The organism is Streptomyces tubbatahanensis (assembly GCF_022699385.1).
In the GTDB taxonomy this organism is placed as follows: Bacteria; Actinomycetota; Actinomycetes; order Streptomycetales; family Streptomycetaceae; genus Streptomyces; species Streptomyces diacarni.
This window is the reverse complement of record NZ_CP093846.1, coordinates 7,040,937-7,062,060: the sequence shown is the minus strand read 5'-3', so window position 1 is coordinate 7,062,060 and position 21,124 is coordinate 7,040,937. Positions and strand designations below refer to the sequence as shown.

21 protein-coding genes are annotated in these 21,124 nt (G+C 73.1%); 13 read left to right on the top strand and 8 right to left on the bottom strand.

The genetic code is table 11. The features are described 5' to 3' along the window. The first annotated feature begins 649 nt into the window (after nucleotides 1–649). Nucleotides 650–2,467: an ABC transporter ATP-binding protein gene (locus MMF93_RS30270; protein WP_242757856.1), complete on the top strand. Its 1,818-nt coding sequence runs from the start codon at nucleotides 650–652 to the stop codon at nucleotides 2,465–2,467. A 90-nt stretch (nucleotides 2,468–2,557) separates the two neighbouring features. Here MMF93_RS30270 and MMF93_RS30265 read toward each other — a convergent pair whose 3' ends face one another. After that, nucleotides 2,558–3,343 carry an ArsR/SmtB family transcription factor gene (locus MMF93_RS30265; RefSeq protein ID WP_242756349.1) on the bottom strand — a complete coding sequence of 262 codons (786 nt, stop codon included), beginning with the start codon at nucleotides 3,341–3,343 and terminating at the stop codon, nucleotides 2,558–2,560. A gap of 249 nt (nucleotides 3,344–3,592) precedes the next feature. Here MMF93_RS30265 and MMF93_RS30260 point away from each other — a divergent pair, with 249 nt between their 5' ends. From MMF93_RS30260 to MMF93_RS30250, 3 genes are all read left to right on the top strand, one after another. Beyond that, nucleotides 3,593–4,078, top strand: coding sequence for a phosphatase domain-containing protein (locus tag MMF93_RS30260; RefSeq protein ID WP_242756348.1), 486 nt, complete (start codon nucleotides 3,593–3,595; stop codon nucleotides 4,076–4,078). Nucleotides 4,079–4,225: 147 nt separating this feature from the next. Further along, nucleotides 4,226–4,705, top strand: a complete 480-nt coding sequence (locus MMF93_RS30255; RefSeq protein ID WP_242756347.1) for a hypothetical protein — start codon at nucleotides 4,226–4,228, stop codon at nucleotides 4,703–4,705. A 107-nt stretch (nucleotides 4,706–4,812) separates the two neighbouring features. Next, nucleotides 4,813–5,637, top strand: a complete 825-nt coding sequence (locus tag MMF93_RS30250) for an SDR family NAD(P)-dependent oxidoreductase (protein WP_242756346.1) — start codon at nucleotides 4,813–4,815, stop codon at nucleotides 5,635–5,637. Between the two features lie 66 nt (nucleotides 5,638–5,703). Here the strand turns inward: MMF93_RS30250 and MMF93_RS30245 are convergent, their stop codons facing one another. Both MMF93_RS30245 and MMF93_RS30240 read right to left on the bottom strand, forming a co-directional pair. After that, nucleotides 5,704–6,939 carry a cytochrome P450 family protein gene (locus MMF93_RS30245; RefSeq protein WP_242756345.1) on the bottom strand — a complete coding sequence of 412 codons (1,236 nt, stop codon included), beginning with the start codon at nucleotides 6,937–6,939 and terminating at the stop codon, nucleotides 5,704–5,706. A 276-nt stretch (nucleotides 6,940–7,215) separates the two neighbouring features. After that, nucleotides 7,216–8,361, bottom strand: a complete 1,146-nt coding sequence (locus MMF93_RS30240; protein ID WP_242756344.1) for an MGDG synthase family glycosyltransferase — start codon at nucleotides 8,359–8,361, stop codon at nucleotides 7,216–7,218. 599 nt (nucleotides 8,362–8,960) lie between these two features. On the opposite strand from MMF93_RS30240, the gene MMF93_RS30235 reads away from it, so the two are divergent. The 3 genes from MMF93_RS30235 to MMF93_RS30225 are packed head-to-tail and all read left to right on the top strand — an operon-like array spanning nucleotide 8,961 to nucleotide 11,364. Beyond that, nucleotides 8,961–9,698: an SDR family NAD(P)-dependent oxidoreductase gene (locus MMF93_RS30235; protein ID WP_242756343.1), complete on the top strand. Its 738-nt coding sequence runs from the start codon at nucleotides 8,961–8,963 to the stop codon at nucleotides 9,696–9,698. 7 nt (nucleotides 9,699–9,705) lie between these two features. After that, complete coding sequence (locus tag MMF93_RS30230; protein WP_242756342.1) at nucleotides 9,706–10,599, top strand: DMT family transporter; 894 nt, start codon at nucleotides 9,706–9,708, stop codon at nucleotides 10,597–10,599. Between the two features lie 36 nt (nucleotides 10,600–10,635). Next, a complete protein-coding gene (locus tag MMF93_RS30225; RefSeq protein ID WP_242756341.1) occupies nucleotides 10,636–11,364 on the top strand; it encodes a polysaccharide deacetylase family protein in 729 nt (242 codons plus the stop codon). A gap of 66 nt (nucleotides 11,365–11,430) precedes the next feature. Here MMF93_RS30225 and MMF93_RS30220 read toward each other — a convergent pair whose 3' ends face one another. After that, nucleotides 11,431–12,909 carry an FGGY-family carbohydrate kinase gene (locus MMF93_RS30220; RefSeq protein WP_242756340.1) on the bottom strand — a complete coding sequence of 493 codons (1,479 nt, stop codon included), beginning with the start codon at nucleotides 12,907–12,909 and terminating at the stop codon, nucleotides 11,431–11,433. 296 nt (nucleotides 12,910–13,205) lie between these two features. Between MMF93_RS30220 and MMF93_RS30215 the strand changes: the two genes are divergently transcribed. From MMF93_RS30215 to MMF93_RS30195, 5 genes are all read left to right on the top strand, one after another. Next, nucleotides 13,206–14,816: a sugar ABC transporter ATP-binding protein gene (locus MMF93_RS30215; protein ID WP_242756339.1), complete on the top strand. Its 1,611-nt coding sequence runs from the start codon at nucleotides 13,206–13,208 to the stop codon at nucleotides 14,814–14,816. Further along, the gene (locus tag MMF93_RS30210; protein ID WP_242756338.1) at nucleotides 14,816–15,838 is read left to right on the top strand and encodes an ABC transporter permease; all 1,023 of its coding nucleotides are present in this window, start codon (nucleotides 14,816–14,818) and stop codon (nucleotides 15,836–15,838) included. The genes MMF93_RS30215 and MMF93_RS30210 overlap by 1 nt, the downstream gene beginning before the upstream one ends. 70 nt (nucleotides 15,839–15,908) lie before the next feature. After that, complete coding sequence (locus MMF93_RS30205; RefSeq protein ID WP_242756337.1) at nucleotides 15,909–16,871, top strand: ABC transporter substrate-binding protein; 963 nt, start codon at nucleotides 15,909–15,911, stop codon at nucleotides 16,869–16,871. A gap of 289 nt (nucleotides 16,872–17,160) precedes the next feature. Continuing rightward, complete coding sequence (locus MMF93_RS30200) at nucleotides 17,161–18,009, top strand: SigB/SigF/SigG family RNA polymerase sigma factor (RefSeq protein WP_242756336.1); 849 nt, start codon at nucleotides 17,161–17,163, stop codon at nucleotides 18,007–18,009. 41 nt (nucleotides 18,010–18,050) lie between these two features. Beyond that, nucleotides 18,051–18,323, top strand: a complete 273-nt coding sequence (locus MMF93_RS30195) for a DUF5133 domain-containing protein (RefSeq protein ID WP_242756335.1) — start codon at nucleotides 18,051–18,053, stop codon at nucleotides 18,321–18,323. 99 nt (nucleotides 18,324–18,422) lie between these two features. Here the strand turns inward: MMF93_RS30195 and MMF93_RS30190 are convergent, their stop codons facing one another. Further along, on the bottom strand, nucleotides 18,423–19,136 hold the full coding sequence (locus MMF93_RS30190) for a type 1 glutamine amidotransferase (protein ID WP_242756334.1): 714 nt from the start codon (nucleotides 19,134–19,136) through the stop codon (nucleotides 18,423–18,425). A 103-nt stretch (nucleotides 19,137–19,239) separates the two neighbouring features. Here MMF93_RS30190 and MMF93_RS30185 point away from each other — a divergent pair, with 103 nt between their 5' ends. Then, nucleotides 19,240–19,455 (top strand): DUF4236 domain-containing protein, encoded by a 216-nt coding sequence (locus MMF93_RS30185; protein WP_242756333.1) that lies wholly within the window; start codon nucleotides 19,240–19,242, stop codon nucleotides 19,453–19,455. A gap of 192 nt (nucleotides 19,456–19,647) precedes the next feature. Here MMF93_RS30185 and MMF93_RS30180 read toward each other — a convergent pair whose 3' ends face one another. From MMF93_RS30180 to MMF93_RS30170, 3 genes are all read right to left on the bottom strand, one after another. Beyond that, nucleotides 19,648–19,980 carry a hypothetical protein gene (locus tag MMF93_RS30180; protein WP_242756332.1) on the bottom strand — a complete coding sequence of 111 codons (333 nt, stop codon included), beginning with the start codon at nucleotides 19,978–19,980 and terminating at the stop codon, nucleotides 19,648–19,650. 83 nt (nucleotides 19,981–20,063) lie between these two features. Beyond that, a complete protein-coding gene (locus MMF93_RS30175; protein WP_242756331.1) occupies nucleotides 20,064–20,324 on the bottom strand; it encodes a hypothetical protein in 261 nt (86 codons plus the stop codon). Nucleotides 20,325–20,530: 206 nt separating this feature from the next. Then, nucleotides 20,531–21,043 (bottom strand): MarR family winged helix-turn-helix transcriptional regulator, encoded by a 513-nt coding sequence (locus tag MMF93_RS30170; protein ID WP_242756330.1) that lies wholly within the window; start codon nucleotides 21,041–21,043, stop codon nucleotides 20,531–20,533. Between the last annotated feature and the right edge of the window lie 81 nt (nucleotides 21,044–21,124).

Genomic DNA, 21,124 nt, shown 5'->3' with positions numbered 1-21,124 from the left:
CACGCGCCTAGACAGCGTGTCGCACCCGGAAAGCAGGCGCCCCGCAGGCACGCGCGCGGACGGGGCGGCGGGGCGGAGCAGCGGAGGCGGAGCTGGGCGGGGCAGCGGTGGGAGACAGCCGCTCCTGCCCGCGTCCGGCCGGATACCTGCGGTTCGGTATCCGGCCGGACGCCGCACCGGTGCCCGGTGCTCCTGCCGTTCACGGCGCGCGAGCCGTCTTGGACGGCGCGTCACGAATTCGAACACTCCGGTCCTGGCCCGCCGGCGCACGGCCCGCCGCTCAACCGCAAGGGTTCGCCCGCGAGTTCGAGGAATTCACCCCGCGACCCCCGTTACGGGGCACCGCACCGCCCGTTTTACCGATCACGCGTCCGACCAGACGTCATGTGAGGAGAACGGTGTTGCTGACCTGGATGACCCGCGAAGTTCCCTGGGAATTCGAACGACACGCCCAGGCGTGCCCTGCGTCCCGCGCCTCGGCGAGGAGGTGGCCGGCGTGAGGCCGCACACGGCACACACGGCACACACAGCACACACGGTGCCGGGGCCGCCCGCACAGGACCCGGCCCGCCCCGCACCCGCGACCGCCGAGGAACTGCGCTACACGGATGTGACCGGACGGCGCGAGGCGGCCGGACGGTCGATCCGTATGGTCGACATGGCGCGACGGTTGCCCCATCTGGTGCGGCGCTCGCTCGCGCTGGCCTGGCAGGTGGACCGGTGGGCCGCCGTCGGCCTGCTGGCCTGCCAGACGGCCTCGGGCGTCATGCAGGCGATGGGGCTGCTGGCGGTCAGCGGCACCCTGACCGCGCTGCTCTCCAGCGGGGACATCTACCAACGGCTGCTTCAGGCGTGGCCCTCTTTGGTGATGCTGGCCGGAGCGGCCGCCGTACGGGCGCTGCTGGGCATCACCGTGGGGTGGCTCTCCTCGCGCCTCGGTCCGCAGATGTCCCGCCAGGCCGAGCGGATGCTGCTGAGGACCGCGACCGATGCCGAGCTGGCCGCCTACGACGCGCCCGGTTTCAACCACAAGCGGGAGGCCGCCGACCGGGGCGCCCAGGCCGCGCAGGACCTGGTCTACGAGGGGCAGGACCTGATCGCCTCGGCCGCGTCGTTCGCCGCGGGGGCCGCCGTGCTCGCCGGGGTTCACCCCCTGCTGCTGCCCCTGCTGGTGCTGGCGGGGCTGCCGCAGGCGGTGGCGCAGATCGGTGCCGCGCGGGTGCGGTACCTCGCGCAGCTGCGCACGAACGGTGAGTACCGCATGCTGTCGGTGCTGCGCTGGCACATCTGCGACCGGTACGCGGCCGACCAGATCCGGGCCGGCACCATGGCCGACTTCCTGATCGACCGCTACCGGCACACCACCGAGCGCATCAACAGCGCCGACCGGCGGGCCGCCGACACCGGGGCCCGCATGTCGCTGCTCGGCTCCGCCTGCGGTGGCCTGGCCTCGGCGCTGGTGTGGGCCGCCGTGGTGTGGCTGCTGGCCACCGGACGCATCACCGTGGGGCACGCGGGCACCGCCGTCTTCGCGCTCCAGGCGGTCGGCGGGGCGCTGCGCGGCCTGGTGTCGGGAGGGGCCCGCGCCATGCGCACCGGCCTGTACATGGACGACTGGTCCGACTTCCTCGACGAGGCCGGCGGGCACCGCATGCGGCGCGGCGCCCACCGCCCGGACCGGCCGCGGGAGATCGTCGTCGAGGATCTGGTCTACCGGTACGAGGAGGCCGAGAGCGACGCGTTGCGCGGGGTGAGTCTCACCGTGCGCAGGGGCGAGGTCGTCGCGCTGGTCGGCTACAACGGCTCCGGCAAGACGACCCTGGGCAAGCTGATCAGCGGCCTGTACCTGCCGACCTCGGGCGGCGTCGCCTGGGACGGGACGCGGACCGCGGACTGCGACCCGCACGCCCTGTGGTCGCAGGTCGCTCTCGTCCCGCAGGACTACGCCCGCTGGCCGCTCACGGCCAGGGAGAACATCACTCTGGGCCAGCCGAGCGACCGGGGCGACGAGGCGGTGCGGGCCGCCTGTGCCGCCTCGGGTGCCGACGAGGTCGTCGCCGGGCTGCGGTCGGGCCTGGACACCGTGCTGGCCCGGGACTGGCTCGGCGGGCAGGAGCTGTCCGGCGGGCAGTGGCAGCGCGTCGCGCTCACCCGCGCCTTCCACCGCAACGCGGGGTTGCTGGTGCTCGACGAGCCGACGGCCAACCTCGATCCGCTGGGCGAGTACCACATCTTCCAGGGGCTGCGGCGGCTCGCCGAGGAGCGGGCGGTCGTGCTGATCACGCACCGGCTGACCAACGTGGCCGTCGCGGACCGCATCGTCGTCCTCGACAAGGGGCGTGTCGTCCAGCACGGCACCTTCGCCGAACTCACCGCGGCTCCGGGACTGTTCAAGGAGCTGTGGACCTACCAGCACACCAGGGAGGCCGGCGAGCGGCCGTCCGCGCCGAAGGAGCGACTGCCGTGACCTTCCCGGGCCGGTGTGCCGGCACCGCACCGCCGCGGTGCCACGAGCCCGTCCGCGTGCGCCTCGTGCCGGGCCGGGGGCGGAAGCGGATCAGGCTTTCTCCAGGAGCGTCTTCAGCTCCGACATCATCATGGTCCAGCCGCCGCTGACGCCCTCGAGCATCTTGGAGTCGGCCGAGGTGAAGCCGTCGTGGGTGAGGGTCAGCTTCACGCCCATCCCCGGCTCCTCGGCCGGCTCGATGTCGAAGGTGACCTTCGAGCGCTCCTTGACCGCCTCGGCGAACTCGGCGTCGCTCATGCCGAACATCTCCTGGTGCATCGGCTGCAGCGTGTGCCAGGTGTAGGCGAGCCGCTTGCCGGGCTCCGCCTCGGTGACGACCTGACCGAGATCCTGCGGCTCGCCGCCGTCCTCGAGGGGCCACAGCACCTTCGAGCCGGCCTTCCAGTCGGAAGAGGGCGCCCAGCCCCCGTGGTACTGCTTCAGGAACTCCGGGCTGGTGAGCCCCTCCCAGAGCTTCTCGGGCGTGGTGTGGATGTAGATCGTGTAGACGAACTCGGGCTTGCTCATCGCCGTTCCTTCCAGGGCCTGCTTCAGGTTGCCGAGCGCGGCCATCCGGCCCCGCTCGTACTGGCCGATCCAGCGGTCGGCCATCTCGTGGATGGGCACGGGATTGAGGTAGTGCAGCCTCTCCCGGCCGCGCCGGACGGCCGTGACCAGGCCTGCGCCCTCCAGCACCGACAGGTGCTTGGACACCGCCTGCCGGGTCATGCCCAGCCCCGCGCACAGTTCGAGCAGGCTCTGTCCGGCCCGCTCGTTGAGCCGGTCCAGCAGCCGCCTTCGGCTCGCGTTCGCGAGTGCCTTGAACACCTCATCCATTCCATCCGACCCCCTCACCCTCAGATTGGCAACCTTTTAGTTACGTGTCAACCTGACGCACAGGAACCCCCACCCTCCGGGCGCCCGTGGCCCGCCCTCCGGCAGCCGCACGGCACCGCCCGGCTCGTCCCCGGCCCCGTGGCGGGGCTACCGTCCTTCCCGACAGGACGAGCATCTGGCCTTCCCGACAGGACAAGCAGCCGGCGGAAACGGCCACCGGCGGTCGTGCGGGGCTGCCGCGGAAGGAGAGTGACGGTGCACGCGGGCCTGGCGGTGTTCGACCTGGACGGGACGCTGGCCGATGTCCGGCACCGGCTGCCCCACCTGCGGAGGCGGCCACGGGACTGGGACGCCTTCTTCGCCGCGGCCGTCGACGACCCTCCGCTGGCCGACGGGGTCGCCCTGGCGAGGGAGGCGGCCGGGGACCACCGGCTGGCGTACGTCACCGGGCGGCCCGAGCGCTGCCGTGCCGACACGGTGGCGTGCCTGGACGCGCAGCGCCTGCCGCCGGGGCCGCTGCTGATGCGCGGGGCGGCCGACCGCCGCCCCGCGCGCGTCACCAAGGTCGAGTTGCTGCGGCGGCTGGCCAGGGAGCACACCGTCGCGCTCGTCGTGGACGACGACGCGCAGGTGTGCGCCGCTTACGAGCGCGCGGGGTTCGCCGTGCTGCGCGCCGACTGGGTGCCCGTCGAGAACGTCCTGGAGAGCGCCCAGGAGCGGGAGGGGCGCACCTGAGCGGTCGCGTCGGGAGCGCGCTCCGCGGGGCGAGGGGCGTCGGACCCATCGCCAGAGGTGCTACCGGCGGCGCATCCTGGTTCCCGCGCGGCAGGAGCCCGCCGTCTTGGGGCGGCGGGCCGGTGACGTCGAGGAAGGAGCGAGCCGATGCCGATACCCGTCTGCTCTTTGATACTGAACGAGCGTCAGAGATTCGCCGCCGACGGCGAGTACCACGTGGTGCGGTTTCCGTTCGGGGGCGGTGAGTCCTACGACGCCGAGGGCATGCACCAGGTGCGGCAGCCGGACGGTGAGGAGGTCACCGACTGGCGTGCCGAGGACCGCTCGGGGCTGATCTGGCCCTCGGTCGGCGGCTGGGGCGCGCTGACGGCGATGATCCAGTGGGAGGCCGGTGACTACAGCGAGCTGCGCGACCAGATGGTCCGTGACCCGCTCGGCCTCACGGACGATCCGGTGAACACGACGGCGACGGACCACCGGCGCCCCTCCCCCGGTATGCAGTGCTTCACCAAGCATCACGAGTTGTTCGTCCATCCAAACGTGCCGTTGGCGCTTCGTGTGGCACACAACGACGGCCGCCCGCGCCACCTCGTCCACGCGCAGTTCAAGCTGGCCATCCACACCTGAAGCCCCTGAAGCCGCCGCGGCCCGGTCGGCACCTGGCTGGCGCCCGCCCCGGGGATTCGCGCGCCGGAACCGGTGCCCGGCGCCCGGGGCGGGGTACCCCTGGCGGCATGGCTGTGAGCAATGCGGAGAAGACGGCGCGGTCCCCGGGGACGGTCCTGGTGACGGGCGCATCGAGCGGTATCGGGTACGAGCTGGCGCGCGAGTTCGCCGAGCGGGGCCACGCGCTGATCGTGTGCGCCGAGGACGCGGACATCGAACAGGCGGCCGAGCGGTTGCGGGCGGCCGGCGCGGAGCGGGTGCAGGCGGTACAGGAGGACCTGCGGCGGCGCGAGGGCGTCGAACGGCTGTGGGCCACCGTCACGGAGGGCGGGCGCCCCCTGACGGTGGCCGTGCTGAACGCGGGCGTCGGGCAGGGCGGGCCGTTCATCGAGAACGACCTCGACGACGAGCTCGGCATCGTCGAGCTGAACATCACCTCCACCCTCCGTCTCGCCAAGCGGGTGCTGGCCGACATGGCAGGGCGGGGCGAGGGCAGGGTGCTGATCAGCTCCTCCATCGCGGCGATGATGCCGGGCTCCTTCCAGGCCGTCTACAACGCCTCCAAGTCGTTCCTCCAGTCCTTCGCACTGGCGGTGCGCAACGAGCTCGCGGGCACCGGCGTGACCGTCACCTCGCTGATGCCGGGCCCGACGGAGACGGAGTTCTTCGAACGGGCCGACATGCTCGACACCAAGGTCGGCCAGAGCGAGAAGGACGACCCGGTCACCGTCGCGCGGCAGGGGTACGAGGCGTTGCTGGCCGGCAAGGACAAGGTCGTCACCGGGTCGCTGAAGACCAGGGCGCAGGCCGCGGCCGGCACCGCGCTGCCGGACAGCGCGAAGGCACAGGCGCACCGCAGGATGGCCGAGCCGGGTTCCGGCGAGGAGCGGTGACCCGCGGCCGGCGCCCGCCGCCCCGCGGCGGCACGCGCCGGCCGCTGCCGCCGGAGCGCGGGGGCGTCACCCTGCGGGGCGCAGCACCACCGGCAGGGTCTGGTGCCCGTTGGTGATCAGGGACGGCACCGGACGCAGTTCCGTGACGGGAACGCCGAGTTCGGCTTCGGGGAAGCGGGCGAAGAACTTCTCCAGCGCCGTCGTTCCCTCCAGCCGGGCGAGCGGTGCGCCCAGACAGAAGTGGGCGCCGTATCCGAAGGCGAGGTGTTCGGGTCCCGGCGCTGAGCGGGTCAGCTCGAAGGAGTCGGCGCTTTGACCGTGCCAGTCGGGGTGACGGTTGGCGGCCGCGTAGGAGGGCAGGACCGCGTCGCCCTTGTTGATCACCTGTCCGTCGGGCAGCGGTATGTCGCGCACGGCGAACCGCAGCGGCAGGTGCTTGACGGCGGGCTCGTAGCGGAGGGTCTCCTCCACCACGTCGGTCCAGGTCGCACGCCCCTCGCGAACGTGTGCCAGCTGCTCGGGGTGGGTCAGCAGCGCGGTGATGGCCTGGTCGAGAAGGTTGACGGTGGTCTCGTAGCCCGCGCTGATCATCAGCAGCAGCGTGTCGCGCAGTTCGGTCTCCGACAGTGCGGAGCCGTCCCCCTCCTCGTCCCGCGCGGCGATCAGGAGGGAGGTCATGTCGTCGCCCGGGTGTTCCCGCTTCTCGACGATGAGCGCGTCCAGCGCCTCGTAGAGCTTGACGGTGTTGGCAGCGGCCTCCTCCGGCCCGAGCGTGGTGGAGAAGACGCTGTCGACCAGTTCGCGGAAGCCCTCGCGGCGCGCCTCCGGCACCCCCATCAGCTCGCTGATCACCCGGATCGGCAGCGGGTAGCACAGGGTCTCGCGCAGATCGGCGGCCTGCCCGTCGGGGGTGGCGGCCAGCTCGTCGAGCAGGTCGTCGACCATGCGCTCGACGCGTTCCCCCAGGGCGGCGACCCGTCGGGCGCTGAAGGACGGCGCGACCATGCGGCGGAGCCTGCGGTGGTCGCCGCCGTATGAGGTGAACATGTTCTCGACGGCTATCCAGAGGGCGAGCGGCCACGTGGCCACGGTCTCGGCGAAGCGCGGCCAGTGCTGACGGCCGTCCTTGGAGACGTCGGGTCCTGTCAGCAGCTTCTTGAGCAGCGCGGGTTCGGACACGGACCAGGCGGTGACGCCGAGGATGTCGACCCGGGTCGCCGGGCCTCGCGCACGCAACGTCCGGTGTTCACCGTGGTGATCGCTGCCGGTGGGGTCGAGGGTGAGGGGCTCGGAAAGGGACACGGTCGTCGCGTTCTCCGTTCGGGGCGTGCACGGCACCCGGAGCCGGACATGGCTCTCCCATGACCGTTCGGGGTCGTGAAGTGGTCGTGTCTGTTCGGAAAGTGACGGGTGGACAGCTGACACAGTAAGAGTTGATCAAGGAATCGGATAGGGGGGCTTCGGACAAGATCACGAACAGTCCGTCGACAGCCGCCGGGCCCCTTCCCCGACCGGCCCACTCCCCGGCCGCCGGTCCGCCCCCTCCCGGCCGGCCCGCTCCCCGGCCGGGCGCGGGTCTCAGTCCCCGCGGGCCTCGGTCGACGTCGCGAGCCGCTCCAGCTCCACCGCGGCGTCGTCGCGGAAGGCGGCTCGTGCGGCCGCGATCTGCCCGGAGCGCACGGGCCCCGGGGCCGCCAGCGCCCGTACCGCACTGGCGGGCTCTCCCGCGCCGTGCGCGTGGCGCGAGAGTCCGGCCCGCGCCATGGCCCGTACCCCGGCCACGGCGTGCCCCGGCAGGGGCCGGTGGCCGACCACGGGCAGCCCGGCGGCCAGTGCCTGCGCGGCGGTCTGCCCGGCGGCGTTGTCGAGCAGCACGTCGGCGACGGCCATCAGCTCGGGCAGGTCGGTCACCCAGCCGAGCGGCAGCACGCCCGGCACGCCGGCGGCGCGGCGGCGCAGACCCTCGTCGTTGCCGCACAGCAGCACGGGCAGGAAGCCGTGGCCCGTCAGGTGCCGCGCCGTCTCCAGGAGCCGGGTGCCGACCCCCCACGCCCCGGTGGACAGCAGCACGGCGGGCCGCCCCGCGTAAGGCGCGCCCCGTCCGGGCGATGCGGCGGTATGCCGGGCGAGCTGGGCGCGCCAGTGGCTGTCCGGGTCCGCGGGGGCGAAGAAGCCCGCGGGCACCACGGGCCCTGTGGTGCGGGCGCGGCGTCCGGTGGCGGCCCGCACCTGGCGGGCGGCGCCCTCGGTGACGCACAGGTGCAGGTCGTTGCCGGAGTGCAGCCAGCCTCGGTGGACGGCGAAGTCCACCACGACGACGGCGGCGGGCGCGGACAGCGCTCCCCGGGCCCGCAGGCGTCCGGTCACCTGGGCGCACAGGTGGAAGGTCGGCACGACGACGTCGGGGCGCCACTGGGCGACGGTCCGCAGCAGCGGGCGTTCGGCGAGCGCCGCCAGCGGGGCGCTGCTGGGGCGCGGGCCCGGTGTCGCGGGCCCCGTGGCCAGGAAGCCGGCGTACACGGCGCCGTAGAGGCCGGGCAGGTGGCGCACGGTGGCGCGGTAGCCGGTGCGCAGCGCCCGCCCGGTGCCCGCGGGCAGCAGCGTGAGGATGTCCCGGACGGCGGTGTGGTGGCCGCGGGCGCGCAGCCGGTGCGCGAGTTCGTGTGCGACCGCGTCGTGCCCCGCACCCATGCCGGCACTCAGCAGCAGGAAGCGGTGCGGCATGGGGCTCCAGAGGTCGTCGGAGGCCGTGTCGGGCGACCGGGGCGGTACGGCCCGGGATGCCGCCCCAGGTTCCGCGGGTGGCCCCGCACACGCCGCGGACGGGCGCGCGGTCACCCCTCCACCAGTGTGCTGTTCGCTTCCGGGCAGCGCGGTACCGACACTCGGTCGGTGCCGCGGGCCACCTGCCGCGCAGCGGTCCTGGGCGCGCGACGCGCTCGGGCCGGGAGAGCCGAACAGGTGGTTCGGCCGGGCCGGGGCACGGCTCCGGACGGGTGCGCGGACCGGTTGCCAGCATGCTGGATCCAGGGCCCGCCTGTGTCCCGGCCCAGGTCGGTGGCCCCGTTGCGGTCCGTACTGCTCACCGGAGGCGTCTCGTGTTCGACAGGCTCGGCAGATCCGACCGCCGTCAGGCACCTGGGCTCCTGAGCGCGCGACCGCCCGGCACGACCCGTCGACGGCCCTCCGCGCCGCCGCCCTCCCCGCCGTCTTCGCCATCGCTCTCGTCGTCCGCCGCTCACACGTACGCGCCCGAGCAGGCGCACCCCCCGGAACAGGCACGGCCGCGTCCGCGCGCCGGAGGCGGGGACGGGGGCCGTCCGGTGGCCCTGGTGACCGGTGCCTCCTCGGGCATCGGTACGGCCGTCGCCGAGCGGCTGGCCGCCGACGGGGGCTGGCGGCTGCTGCTCAACGGGCGGGACGGACAACGGCTGGAGGACGTCGCCGCCCGTACGGGCGGTGTGCCGCTCCCGGCCGATCTCGCCGACCCGCGGGCGCGCGAGCGGCTCGCCGAGGAGGCGCTGGTCCACAGCGGGCGGGTGGACGCGCTGGTGGCGGGCGCGGGCCTTGGCTGGGCCGGGCCGTTCACGGCGATGCCGGCACAGGACATCGACGCGCTGCTCACCGTCAACCTGAACGCCACGCTGCACCTGGTGCGGCTGGTGCTGCCGGGGATGGTGGAGCGGCGCTGCGGCCGTGTGGTCCTCATCGGCTCCGTGGCGGGCAGCGTCGGAGTGCGCGGCGAGGCGGTGTACGCGGCGACGAAGGCCGGTCTGGCCACGTTCGCCGACAGCCTCCGCTACGAGCTGGCATCCAGCGGCGTGCGGGTCTCGATGGTGCTCCCCGGGGCGGTCGAGACGCCGTTCTTCCAGCGCCGGGGCACGCCCTATCACCGCGACCGCCCCAGGCCGGTGCCCGCCACGCGGGTCGCCGGGGCCGTCTGCCGTGCGCTGCACACGGGCCGCCCCAACGCGTACGTGCCGTCCTGGATGGCGATGCCCGCCTGGTTGCACGGCGCGGCGCCCACCGTCTTCCGCTCGCTCGCCCAGCGCTTCGGGTAGGGCGCGCGTGTGGTGGACGGCGGTCTCCCTCGTGCTGGCGCTGCTCGCGGCGCTGGGTAACGCCGCCGCCTCGGTGCTCCAGCGGCGGGCCGCGGCCGTCGAGGGGCCGGGCCCCTCCGGGCGGCGGCTGTCGTGGCTGCCGCACCTGCTGCGCCGCCCGGTGTGGCTGTGGGGTGCGGTGACGCTGGTGGCGTCCGGGGTGTGCCAGGCGGGTGCGCTGGCCACCGGGCCGCTGGCCGTGGTGCAGCCGGTGATGACGACCGAACTGCTGTTCACTCTGATGCTGGGCAGCCTGATCTTCCGGCAGCGCCCGGGACGCCGGGCGTGGGGCGCGTTCGTGGCAATGGTCGTAGGGCTGGCGGCGCTGCTGGCGCTGGTGTGGCCGTCGGGCGGCAAGGCGTCGGTGCCCGACGGCCGGTGGCTGCTGGCGGCCCCCCTGGTGGTGGCGCTGGTGGTGGCGCTGGTCGTGGTCGCCTTCCGGCTGCCGTCGGCGCCGCGCGCGACCGTGCTGGGATCGGCGACGGCCGTGCTGTTCGGGGTGACGGCCGCGCTGATGAAGGACGCGATCTCGCGGTTCGCCGACGACGGGCTCGTACGGCTGCTGACGGCGTGGCAGACCTACGGCGTGGTGGTCGCGGGCGTGGCCGGATTCCTGCTGCTGCAACTGACGTTGCACGCCGGCACGCTGGTGGCCTCGCAGCCCGCGCTGACGCTGGGCGACGCGTTCTTGAGCGTGGTGCTGGGCGCGACCCTGTTCGACGAGCGGCTGACGCTGGGCTGGCTGGTGGTGCCCGAACTGGTCGCCCTCGCGCTGATCAGCGTGGGCAGCGTCCAGCTCGCCCGCTCGCCCGCCGTGGCGGGGGACTCCGGCGAGGAGGAGAGCCAGGAGGAGATGTGGTGAGCGGGAAGGGGACGCGGTGAGCCGGGAGGAGACGTGGTGAGGCGCGGCCGCGCCCTGCTGGCAGCGGCGGCCGCACCCGTGGCGGTGGCGGCCTGGCACATCGTCCCCGCCGCGACCTGGCTGCCGCCGGTACGCGCCGCCCTCTTCCCCGCGCTGGACGGGCGGGGCAGCCCGCGGCACGTCGCACTGACGTTCGACGACGGCCCCGACGTGCGCTCGACCCCGCACTTCCTGCGCGCACTCGACCACCTGGGCGTCCGCGCGACGTTCTTCCTCCAGGGGGCCGCCGTGCGCCGCCACCCCGCTCTCGTGCGGACCATGGCCGCCGAGGGCCACGAGCTGGCCGTGCACTGCTGGGAACACCAGCCGCCGTGGCTGCCGCGTCCCGTCGCCGAGCGCAGGGATCTGGAGCGGGCCGTCCTCGCCCTGCGGGAGACCGCGGGCGCCGAACCGCGCTGGTACCGGCCGCCGTTCGGCGTGCTGACCGCCACCCGCTGGCGGGCCGCACGGCGACTCGGGCTGCGCCCTGTGCTGTGGACGGCGTGGGGCCGCGACTGGCAGGCCCGCGCCGACACCGACAGCGTGCTGAGCGACCTGTGCAAGCGGCTCACCGGTGGCGCGACCGTCCTGCTGCACGACAGCGACCGCAACAGCGCCCCGGGCTCCTGGCACGTGACGCTGGCGGCCCTCCCCTACCTGGTGGCGCGCTGCCGTGCGGCCGGCTGGGGCATCGGCCCGCTGGCCGAACACGGAACGGGCGGGTGAGACCCGCGCCAGGCGACGGCGGCCGACGCTCCCGGGGCGGAGACGTACGGGATCCGGGCGGGCGCGTCAGCGGTTCTGGTGGGCGGCCAGGGCGTGGACCGTCCCGGCCGTGGCCGGGTACAGGGCGCGGTAGAGCTCGTAGAGCTCGTCGTACCGGGCGGCGTTCTCCGGCTGCGGTGTGACGACCTCCCGTACCGGGTTCCAGTCGTCGATCGCCGCGTCGCCGACGAGCTGCGCGGCGAGCAGCGCGCCCCCGTAACTGGCGCCGACGGACGTCGTGCGCAGCTCCTGCGGCTGTCCGGTGACATCGGAGACGATGCGGGTCCACAGGCCGCCCTGGGTGCCGCCCCCCACCGCGACGACCCGGCGGATGTCGCCGCCGGCCGCCCGCAGGGCCTCGATGTTGTGCCGGACGGCGTAGGCGGTCGCCTCCAGGGCCGCCCGGTACAGGTCGCCCCGGGTGTGCGAGAGGGTCAGCCCCGCGATGACGCCGCGCGCGTGCGGGTCCATGACCGGGGTGCGCTCCCCCGCGAAGTACGGCAGCATCAGCAGCCCGCCCGCACCGGGCCCCGACCGCTCGGCCAGCCGGAGGAGTCCGGCGTAGTCGGTGTCGCCGAACAGGTCGCGCAGCCAGCCGGTGACGGCGCCCGAGGTGGCCATGCCGCCCGCGAGGTTGCGGGTGCCGGGCAGGGCGCCGACGGTGCTCCACAGCGCCGGGTCGGTGAGCGGCTCGGGGACGGTGTGGACGAGGAACATCGTCGTGCCGTACATCAGCATGAGGTCGCCCACCTGGTGCGCGCCGACGCTCAGGGCCTCGGCCCAGGCGTCGACGGTCCCGGTGGTGACGGGAATGCCCTGGCGCAGCCCGGTCTGCCGCGCCGCCTCGGCGGTGAGGGTGCCGGCCGCCTCACCGGACCAGCGCAGCGGCGGGAGCTCCAGGCCGGGGGCGACGCGCGCGGCCCACGGCGCGTACCAGTCCAGCGCGTGGATGTCGTAGAGCGGGGTGGCCTGGCTCGCCGAGTGGTGGTCGAGGACGTAGGCGCCGGTGAGCTTGCGGGCCAGCCAGGAACTGGGCATGTAGAGGCGGCGGGCGCGGGCGTAGCGCTCCGGTTCCTCCTCGGCGACCCACGCGATCTTGGGTCCGGCCGCCTGGCTGGAGAGCTGTGAGCCGCAACGGGCGCGGATCTGCTCGGTGCCCAGTTCCTCCTCGAGCCGGTCGATCTGGTCCACGGAGCGGGTGTCGACGCCGTAGAGGATCGCCGGGCGCACGGGAGTGTCGTCGGCGTCGGTGAGCAGGACGCAGGGGCCCATGCCGCTGAGCCCGACGGCGACCACCTCGGCGTCGCCGGGTGCGGTCAGCTCGCGGGAGAGCGAAACGAACTCGTGCCACCAGGTTCCGGCGTCCATCTCCACGTGCCCGGGCGCCGGCCGGTCGACGGTGTGCTCGCGGACGGCGGAGCGCAGCAGTGTGCCGTCCGGTGCGACCAGGACGCCCTTGCTGCTGGAGGTGCCGATGTCCACGCCCAGGACTGCGTTGAGGGCCATGCGCGCAGGCTGGCAGAAATCGATTTCATCGTCAACGTCTCACTGGCTCGGCGAATCGCGCGCAACTGTTGACCCGCCGAAGTGCCGTTCCTACACTCCCTGAAATCGATTTCGACAGGAGTCGTCGTGCTGACCGACATCCACCCCCGCACGGGCGGGGGGTTCCCGCCCCGGCCCGGCGCCAGAGGGCATCCCGCCGCGCCCGCGCGAGCCGGTGCGCCCTCCACCGGCACCTTCCCCGCCAGCGTCCCGGCCGGCGTCCCCGCCGCACGTTCCCAGGTGGCAGGAGAGCGCTGATGGACGCCACGAGCCAGGACACCAGGGACGCGCCCCGCGGCGGCGCCGGGGAAAGGACGCTGCTGAGCGTCGAGGGGGTCACCAAGAGCTTCCCCGGCGTCCGTGCGCTGGACGGGATGCGGCTCGACCTGCGGCACGGTGAGGCGCTCGCCCTGGTCGGGGAGAACGGCGCGGGCAAGTCGACGCTGATGAAGCTGCTCACCGGCCTCCACACCCCCGACACGGGCAGCTTCTTCCTCGACGGCGAGCCGCTGCACGTCACCGGCCCGCGGCACGCCAGGGAACAGGGCATCGGCATCATCCACCAGGAGTTCAACCTGATGCCCGACCTCACGGTCGCGCAGAACATCTTCCTCGGCCGTGAACCGCGCAAGGCGGGCTTCGTGCTCGACCACCGGGCGCTCAACTCCCGCGCCCAGGAGCTGATCGACCGGCTCGCGCTCCCGCTGGACCCGCGCCGCACCGTCGCTTCCCTCACCGTCGCCCAGCAGCAGATGGTCGAGATAGCCAAGGCACTCTCCCACGACCCGCGCGTTCTGATCATGGACGAGCCGACGGCCGCGCTCAACGACGCGGAGGTGCGGGCCCTGCACCAGCTCATCCGCCGCTTCCTGCGCCCGGAGACCGGCGTCGTCTACATCTCCCACCGCATGGAGGAGCTGACCTCCCTGTGCGACCGCGTCACCGTGATCCGCGACGGCCGGTACGTCGAGACGCTGCGCACCGACCAGGTCTCGACGCGGGAGGTGATCGCGCGGATGGTCGGCCGGGAACTCGACACCGGAGCGGGACCGCAGAACGTGCGCCAGGACCGCGAGACGCTGCTGTCGGTGTCCGGGCTGAGCACCAAGGCGCTGCTCGACGACGTCACCTTCGAGCTGAGGGAGGGAGAGATCCTCGGCTTCGCCGGGCTGATGGGCGCCGGCCGCACCGAGGTGGCCAGGGCGTTGGTCGGCGCCGATCCGGTCACCTCGGGAACGGTGACCCTGCGGGGGCGGCGCGTGCGGATCGCCAACCCGGCCCAGGCGGCACGGCACGGCATCGGCTACCTGTCCGAGGACCGCAAGCAGCTCGGACTGCTGGTCGAGGACGGCGTCGACACCAACATGGCGCTCAGCTCGCTCAAGGAGCGCTTCACCTCCTTCGGCTTCGTCCGCGACCGGGCGATCCGCAGCCGCGCCGAGGAGCTGGTCGACGCGTTGCGGATCAGGACCCCCTCGGTCGGTCAGAGGGTCAAGAACCTCTCCGGCGGCAACCAGCAGAAGGTCGTGCTCGCCAAGTGGCTCGTCAAGGAGTGCGACGTGCTGATCTTCGACGAGCCGACCCGCGGCATCGACGTCGGCGCGAAGGAGGAGATCTACCGCCTCCTCAACGAGCTGGCCCAGCAGGGGAAGTCCCTCATCGTGATCTCCTCCGAGCTCCCGGAGGTGCTGCGCATGGCACACCGCGTACTGGTGATGGCCGAAGGCCGCATCACCGGCGAACTCGCCGCGCACGAGGCCACCCAGGAACAGGTCATGCACTACGCGACGCTGCGGCCCGGCGCGCCGACGGCGCCTGCCGCAGCCCACGACAGCACCCGTCCCCGCACCCCCGAGGCAGGCACGTGATGACAGCCGAGACGGCACCCCCGGCGCCCCAGCAGGACCGGCCCGCGGCAGGCGACCGGGGGACCGGGAGCGGCGGCACCCTCAAGGACCGCCTCCAGCAGTTCCTGGCGTTCGGCAGCCTGGTGGTGATCTGCGTGTTCTTCGCGATCGCCGACCCCATCTTCCTCAGCTACGGCAACATCACCTCGATCCTCTTCGCGACCGTGGTGATCGGCACGCTCGCGCTCGGCGCCACCTTCGTGATCATCACGGGCGGCATCGACCTGTCGGTCGGCACCGGCATGGCGCTGTGCGCGGTCGTCTCCGGCGTGCTGATCACCAACATGGGGCTGCCGATCGTCGTCGGCGTCCTGGGCACCCTGGTGTTCGGCGCGCTCATCGGTTTCGTCAACGGGCTCAACATCGCCGTGCTCGGGCTGCCGCCGTTCATCGCCACGCTCGCGATGATGCTGGTGGCCGGCGGGCTCGCCCTGGTCATCTCGGGCAGCGCGCCGATCTACTTCGACTCCACCGCCTACACCGACATCTCCACCGGCAGCATCATCCCCGGGGCCGACTTCCCCAACGCGGTGCTGATCATGGCCGCCGTCGCCATCGTCGCGGGCGTGGCACTCAGCCGTACGGTGCTGGGCCGCTACACCTACGCCATCGGCAGCAACGAGGAGGCCACCGCGCTCTCGGGCGTGAACGTCCGCAAGTGGAAGATCGTCATCTACACCCTTGCCGGACTGTTCATCGGGCTGGCCGGCGTGCTGATCTCCGCCCGGCTCGGTTCGGCCCAGCCCGCCACCGGCATGGGGTACGAACTCCAGGCCATCGCCGCGGTCGTCATCGGCGGCACCTCGCTGAGCGGCGGAAAGGGCTCCATCGTCGGCACGGTCATCGGCGCGCTGATCATCTCGGTGCTCAACAACGGCCTCCAGGTGCTGGCCGTGCCCCAGGAGTGGCAGAACGTCATCCTCGGCACCGTCATCGTCGTGGCCGTCTACGCCGACAGGGCGCGCAAGCGTGCGGCGGCCTGAGCGCCCCGCGCCCGCCCCGTACCACCGAGGGAGTCCGAGTGTCCCGTATCACCGAGGGAGTGCGAGTTCGATGACCATGCGGCACCGGCGCAGTGCGGCGCTCGTCGCGGCGGCCCTGATGCTGGCGCTCAGCGGCTGCGGCGCCTCGAAGGACGCGAGCGGCGGCAAGCCCTCCATCGCGATCGTCTCCAAGGGCTTCCAGCAGCAGTTCTGGCAGTCGGTCAAGAAGGGTGCGCAACAGGAGGCCAAGGAGCGCGGCGCCGAGATCACCTTCCAGGGCCCCGCGACCGAGAGCGACGTCGAGACGCAGGTGACCCAGGTGACCAACGCCGTCGGCAGGGGCCCCGACGCGCTGGGGCTGGCCGCGCTCGACTCCCGGGCCACCGAACCGATGCTGCGCAAAGCCGCGCGCGAGGACATTCCCGTCATCGCCTTCGACTCGGGGGTGGACAGCGAGATTCCGCTGACCACCGTGGCCACCGACAACAAGGCGGCCGCCGCCGAAGCCGCCGAGCACCTGGCGAAGGCCCTCGGCGGAAAGGGCCGGGTCGCCGTCGTCGCGCACAGCCAGACCAGCGGCTCCGGCATCGACCGCCGCGACGGTTTCGTGCGGTGGATGGACAAGCACGCGCCCCGTATCGAGCTGCTGCCCGTGCAGTACGGCGGGGGCGACCAGACCAAGTCGGCCGACATCACCAAGGCCATCATCACCGCGAACCCCGACGTCGACGGCATCTACGGCACCAACGAGGGCTCCGCCATGGGCGTCATCCAGGGCGTCAAGGAGAGCGGCCGCAAGGACATCAAGACCGTCGGCTTCGACTCGGGCAAGGGGCAGATCGACGCCATCGAGCGGGGCGAGATGCTCGGCGCCATCACCCAGGACCCGCTCGCCATCGGCCGCGAGGTGGTGAAGGCGGCCCTCAAGGCGAAGAGGGGCGAGAAGCTGCCGAAGACCATCAACACGGGCTTCTACTGGTACGACCGGAAGAACCTCGACGACCCGAAGATCCAGTCCGTGCTCTACCGGTAGCGGCCCGCGGTGGCCCGCTCCAGGCGGCCCGCTGCGGGCCCGGGAGCGGCGTCCGGGGGCACCGCGGCGGGCACCGGCGGCGCCGCGGCCGCACCGCGACAGAAAAAAGTTCGGCGGCACGTGGGTTTGCCACCCGCCACACGGGTTATACGAGACGCCGAGTGCTTGGGAGTACAGGCACATCCGCGGGAGGCGACCGCACACAGTCGCCCCGGGTGTGTCGAGACCCGGGCGCAGCTCCTCCCGCGGTTGGTCCGAGAACAAGCGAGACCGCAAGGAGCCAGATCCCATGTGCGCCGTACGGTACCGCCCGCAGCGAGCACGTCACAGCCATGCCGACGCCCCCGACACGACCAGGGAGTTCGAGCGGCTCACCGCTCTCCCCCAGGGCCCCGAGCGGGAGGAGCTGAGCAGCAGGATCGTCGAGGCGTGGCTGCCCATGGCCCACCGGCTGGCGGCCAAGTACCGCAGCCGCGGAGAGTCCCTCGAAGACCTCGAACAGGTCGCGGCGCTCGGCCTCGTCAAGGCCGTCGACCGCTACGACCCGTCCCACGGCACCCCGTTCGTGCCGTTCGCCGTCCCCACCATCACCGGAGAGATCCGCCGCCACTTCCGCGATCACACCTGGGACGTACACGTGCCGCGTCGCGTCCAGGAACTGCGCAACAAGGTGCGTACCGCGATACGGGAGCTGAGCTCGGCGGTCGACGACCACACACCCTCCGCCGAGCGGATAGCCGCTCACACCGGCCTCTCGCAGGAGGACGTCGAGGCCGGACTGGAGGCCATCGGGAGTTTCCGCTCCCTGTCGCTGGACGCCTCGACCGGTGACTCCGACGACGGCTTCTCGCTGGCCGACACCTTCGGCCACAGCGAGCCCGACTACGAGACCGTCGTCGCAAAGGAAGCCGTCAAGCCCTGCCTGCGCGACCTGCCCGAGCGCCAGCGCCGCGTGCTGTACATGCGCTTCTTCCGCGACATGACGCAGTCCCGCATCGGCAAGGAGCTGGGCATCTCGCAGATGCACGTCTCCCGGCTGCTGAGCAAGAGCTTCGAGCACGTCCGCCACCAGGTCGAACACGACCGCAGGCCCGCACGCCCGCGCTGCGCCGCGGGCGCCCGCACGGCCCGCGCCTGACCGCCGACGGCGACACCGACCCGCAAGGGAGCACGATCACCATGCTGATGGCACATCCCGCCGTTCTCCGCGATCTCGTCGAGCAGTACGAGGCGCTCAGCGCCCTGCACGCCGAGGACGGTTCACCCGAATCCCAGCAGCGCCTCAACGACGTGGCCTACACCCTGTGCGTGTCCACCGGCACCCGCGACGTCGACGCCGCGCTGATCGCCGCCCGGCACCACCTCCCCGGCGCCCGGGTCGAGGACGACTCCGTCCTGGACGAGGACGCCCCGAAGCCCACCGCGGTCACCTCCGCGGGGGCAGGGATCTGAGGCCCCGGCCCTGAGGTCTGGGACTTCGGGGCCCGGAATGTGAGGCTCGCCGCGCGGGTGACCGGACACCGGGTCAGGTCACCCGCGCGTGGCATGGGCTCACCGTTCGGCTTCCGCTTCTTCCCGTACCAGTGCGGCGAACCGGCGGGTCACCTCGCGCCAGACGGGCGTCGCCGTCCGCGCGTCCTCCTCGGCCCCGCGGTACAGCGCCCGCCGGTCGTGACCGTGCGCGGCGAGGCGCGCGGCGTCCCAGGTCAGCAGCCGCTCGGGCGCCGTCTCCGGATGGAACTGCACACCCCAGGCCCGCTCCCCCACGCGGAAGGCCTGGTACGGGCAGCGGTCGCTGCGCGCCAGCCAGACCGCGCCGGGAGGCAGCGAGGTGACCGCGTCCACGTGCCGCTCGATCGCCGTCACCCGCTCGGGCAGCGAGTGGAAGAGCGGATCGGCCGCCGCCTCGGCCCGCACGCTGAGGGCCGTGCTGCCCATCTCCGGGGCCCCGTGCCCGGCCGCGACCTTGCCGCCCGCCACGTGCGCCAGCATCTGCCCGCCCAGACAGATACCCAGGAGGGGTGTCCGCTCGGCGAGCGCCGCCGCCACGAGCCCGCGCGTCGCGGCGAGCCAGGGTGCGCGCGCGTCGTCGTCGGGCATGAACCCGCCTCCGAGCACCACGAGCGCGGAACGCGTCAGCCGGGACGGCACGGCCTCGCCCTCGTACGCGTGCACGACGTCCACGGCGAGGCCGGATTCCTCCAGCCAGTCACCGACCCGGCCCGGCCCGCCGCGGGGCGTGTTCTGCACGGCCAGCACCCGCATCGCCCTCGTCCCTTCGTGCCGTCCCGCGTCCGACGCCGCTCACCGGCTTGCCACCTGCGGTGCCGGGTACCCGGACCGTGTCTGCACCCGAGAGGGAGGAACCATGGGGCTCACTTTCCGGAAGAGCATCCGGATTCTGCCGGGGATACGGATGAACATCAACCGCCGGTCGGTCTCCTTCAAAACGGGCGGTCCCGGCGGGCCGCGCCGGACCTACGGTTCCCGTGGCCGCCGCACGACGTCGATGAACCTTCCCGGCCCGTTCGGTTACCGGCGCAGCAGCCGCCGCGTCGGCCGCCGGGGCACCACCCGGCGCTGAGCGGGGCGGCGCCCGGCGCTGAGAGGGACACCACCCGGCGCTGAGCGGGGCGGCGCCCGCCTCACGGCCGTCGCGCGCGCCCGCACACCGGAGCCGGCGGCGCCGGCCCCGTTCACCGGCCCCCAGCCCCCGGTCAAACGCCGAGGCCGGAGGGGCTTCACCTGCCCCTCCGGCCTCGGTGCGGGCACGGCATCAGATGCGGCCACCCGTCAGACGTGTCAGCGGACCCGTCCTTCTGCGCGTCGTCGTACGCCCCAGCGCGAAGGCGCCTGCCAGGAGCGCCAGCAGACTCCCGCCCGCTCCGGCGGCGATCTTCTTGCGCTGTGTGACCGCGACCAGTCCGGCCGTGGCCGCCGCACTCGCCGTGGAGGTCGCGGACGCCAACGTGTTCTTGGCGGCCTCTCCCTTCCTCTTCACGGCCTCTCCCGCCGAGCCCGCGGCTCCGCCCGCCTCGGCGACCGTCCGCGTGGCCGCCGCGGGCTTCTTCGCACTGTCTGTCTTCGCGTTCTTCACAGGGTCAGCCATGGGCGGCGGGTTGCCGGTCGGACGGCGCCCAAACCCCCGGCGGCCCAACGCGCGGGGGTGTCAGGGGTGTTCCGAGCGGCGGGTCAACCTCCGTACATGCTGCGGAAGAAGAGGAAGCCGATCGCCATGCCGATGACAATGCCGGCTATGGAGACGCCGATCGCCGTGCCCGCGAGCCGCTCCTGTTTGGATTTCGCGACGAGGCCGCAGATGAGGCCCGCGATACCGAAACCCGGCGGGCAGAAGAGAAAGGCGATGGCGCCGAGCACGATGCCCACGATGCTCAGCGTGTTGGAGTCGTTCGCGGGCCGTCCCTGCTGGTACGGCGGTCCCGGATAGGACACTGCGCCCCCTCACATGTGTCGAGTGACGACACCCTATGGAGTGAACGCCGGTGTGGGTAGCCCCTCGTGCCCCCGCGGGCCCCCTCGTGCCGTCGCGGGGTCCCCTCCTGCCTTCGCGGGGCCAAGACGTCCGGCCCGCAGACGGGTGGGACCGCGGCGACGCGGCCGCAACAGCTCGCGGGCCGCGTACCGGGCTCGGGGCCGGATCAGGCGGGCCTGAGCGCGGTGTCGGCGGAAGGGGCCGCTGAGGGGCGGGGCACCAGGGCGCCTCCCGTGGCGTCGACGAAGCCCCGCAACCCCTTGAGCAGCGCCTCGCGTTCCCGCACCCGCATGGCGCCCAGCATCTCCAGCAGCGCCTCCTCACGCTGCTCGCGCAGATCCGTCAGGTAGGCGCGGCCGCGCCCGGTCAGCCGCAGCTCCAACTCCCGTCTGCTGGTGGGGCTGGGAGAGCGTTCCACGAAGCCGATCGCCTCCAGCCGGTCGCACAGCCGGCTCACCGACGACGGCGCGGAACCCAGCGCCTCACCCAGCGCGCGGAGGTTCATTCCCTCGTCGCGGTCGACGCAGTACATGACCCTCAGCTGCGACGGCGAGACGGGGGTGGTGGACGCGGCGTTCCTGCCGCGTTCCCACAGCACCTCCAGCAGTTCGATGACCTCGCTCGCCCGCTGTGCGGTATCGCGGGCGTGATGACCGGGAGGGGTAGGGTTCACACCCATATCAGTACCACTCCGTATCGACGAGCGCCCACAAGCCGGGCGAGGCCCCCGCCCCCGTCCCGCACCGCGTCGCGGTCCGGC

Bases quoted from the DNA above. Each gene is read 5' to 3' on its own strand.
- MMF93_RS30270 (WP_242757856.1), top strand. From the start codon at position 650: ATGGTCGACATGGCGCGACGGTTGCCCCATCTGGTGCGGCGCTCGCTC.
- MMF93_RS30265 (WP_242756349.1), bottom strand. From the start codon at position 3,343: ATGGATGAGGTGTTCAAGGCACTCGCGAACGCGAGCCGAAGGCGGCTG.
- MMF93_RS30255 (WP_242756347.1), top strand. From the start codon at position 4,226: ATGCCGATACCCGTCTGCTCTTTGATACTGAACGAGCGTCAGAGATTC.
- MMF93_RS30250 (WP_242756346.1), top strand. From the start codon at position 4,813: ATGGCTGTGAGCAATGCGGAGAAGACGGCGCGGTCCCCGGGGACGGTC.
- MMF93_RS30240 (WP_242756344.1), bottom strand. From the start codon at position 8,361: ATGCCGCACCGCTTCCTGCTGCTGAGTGCCGGCATGGGTGCGGGGCAC.
- MMF93_RS30220 (WP_242756340.1), bottom strand. From the start codon at position 12,909: ATGGCCCTCAACGCAGTCCTGGGCGTGGACATCGGCACCTCCAGCAGC.
- MMF93_RS30215 (WP_242756339.1), top strand. From the start codon at position 13,206: ATGGACGCCACGAGCCAGGACACCAGGGACGCGCCCCGCGGCGGCGCC.
- MMF93_RS30210 (WP_242756338.1), top strand. From the start codon at position 14,816: ATGACAGCCGAGACGGCACCCCCGGCGCCCCAGCAGGACCGGCCCGCG.
- MMF93_RS30205 (WP_242756337.1), top strand. From the start codon at position 15,909: ATGACCATGCGGCACCGGCGCAGTGCGGCGCTCGTCGCGGCGGCCCTG.
- MMF93_RS30200 (WP_242756336.1), top strand. From the start codon at position 17,161: ATGTGCGCCGTACGGTACCGCCCGCAGCGAGCACGTCACAGCCATGCC.
- MMF93_RS30195 (WP_242756335.1), top strand. From the start codon at position 18,051: ATGCTGATGGCACATCCCGCCGTTCTCCGCGATCTCGTCGAGCAGTAC.
- MMF93_RS30190 (WP_242756334.1), bottom strand. From the start codon at position 19,136: ATGCGGGTGCTGGCCGTGCAGAACACGCCCCGCGGCGGGCCGGGCCGG.
- MMF93_RS30185 (WP_242756333.1), top strand. From the start codon at position 19,240: ATGGGGCTCACTTTCCGGAAGAGCATCCGGATTCTGCCGGGGATACGG.
- MMF93_RS30180 (WP_242756332.1), bottom strand. From the start codon at position 19,980: ATGGCTGACCCTGTGAAGAACGCGAAGACAGACAGTGCGAAGAAGCCC.
- MMF93_RS30170 (WP_242756330.1), bottom strand. From the start codon at position 21,043: ATGGGTGTGAACCCTACCCCTCCCGGTCATCACGCCCGCGATACCGCA.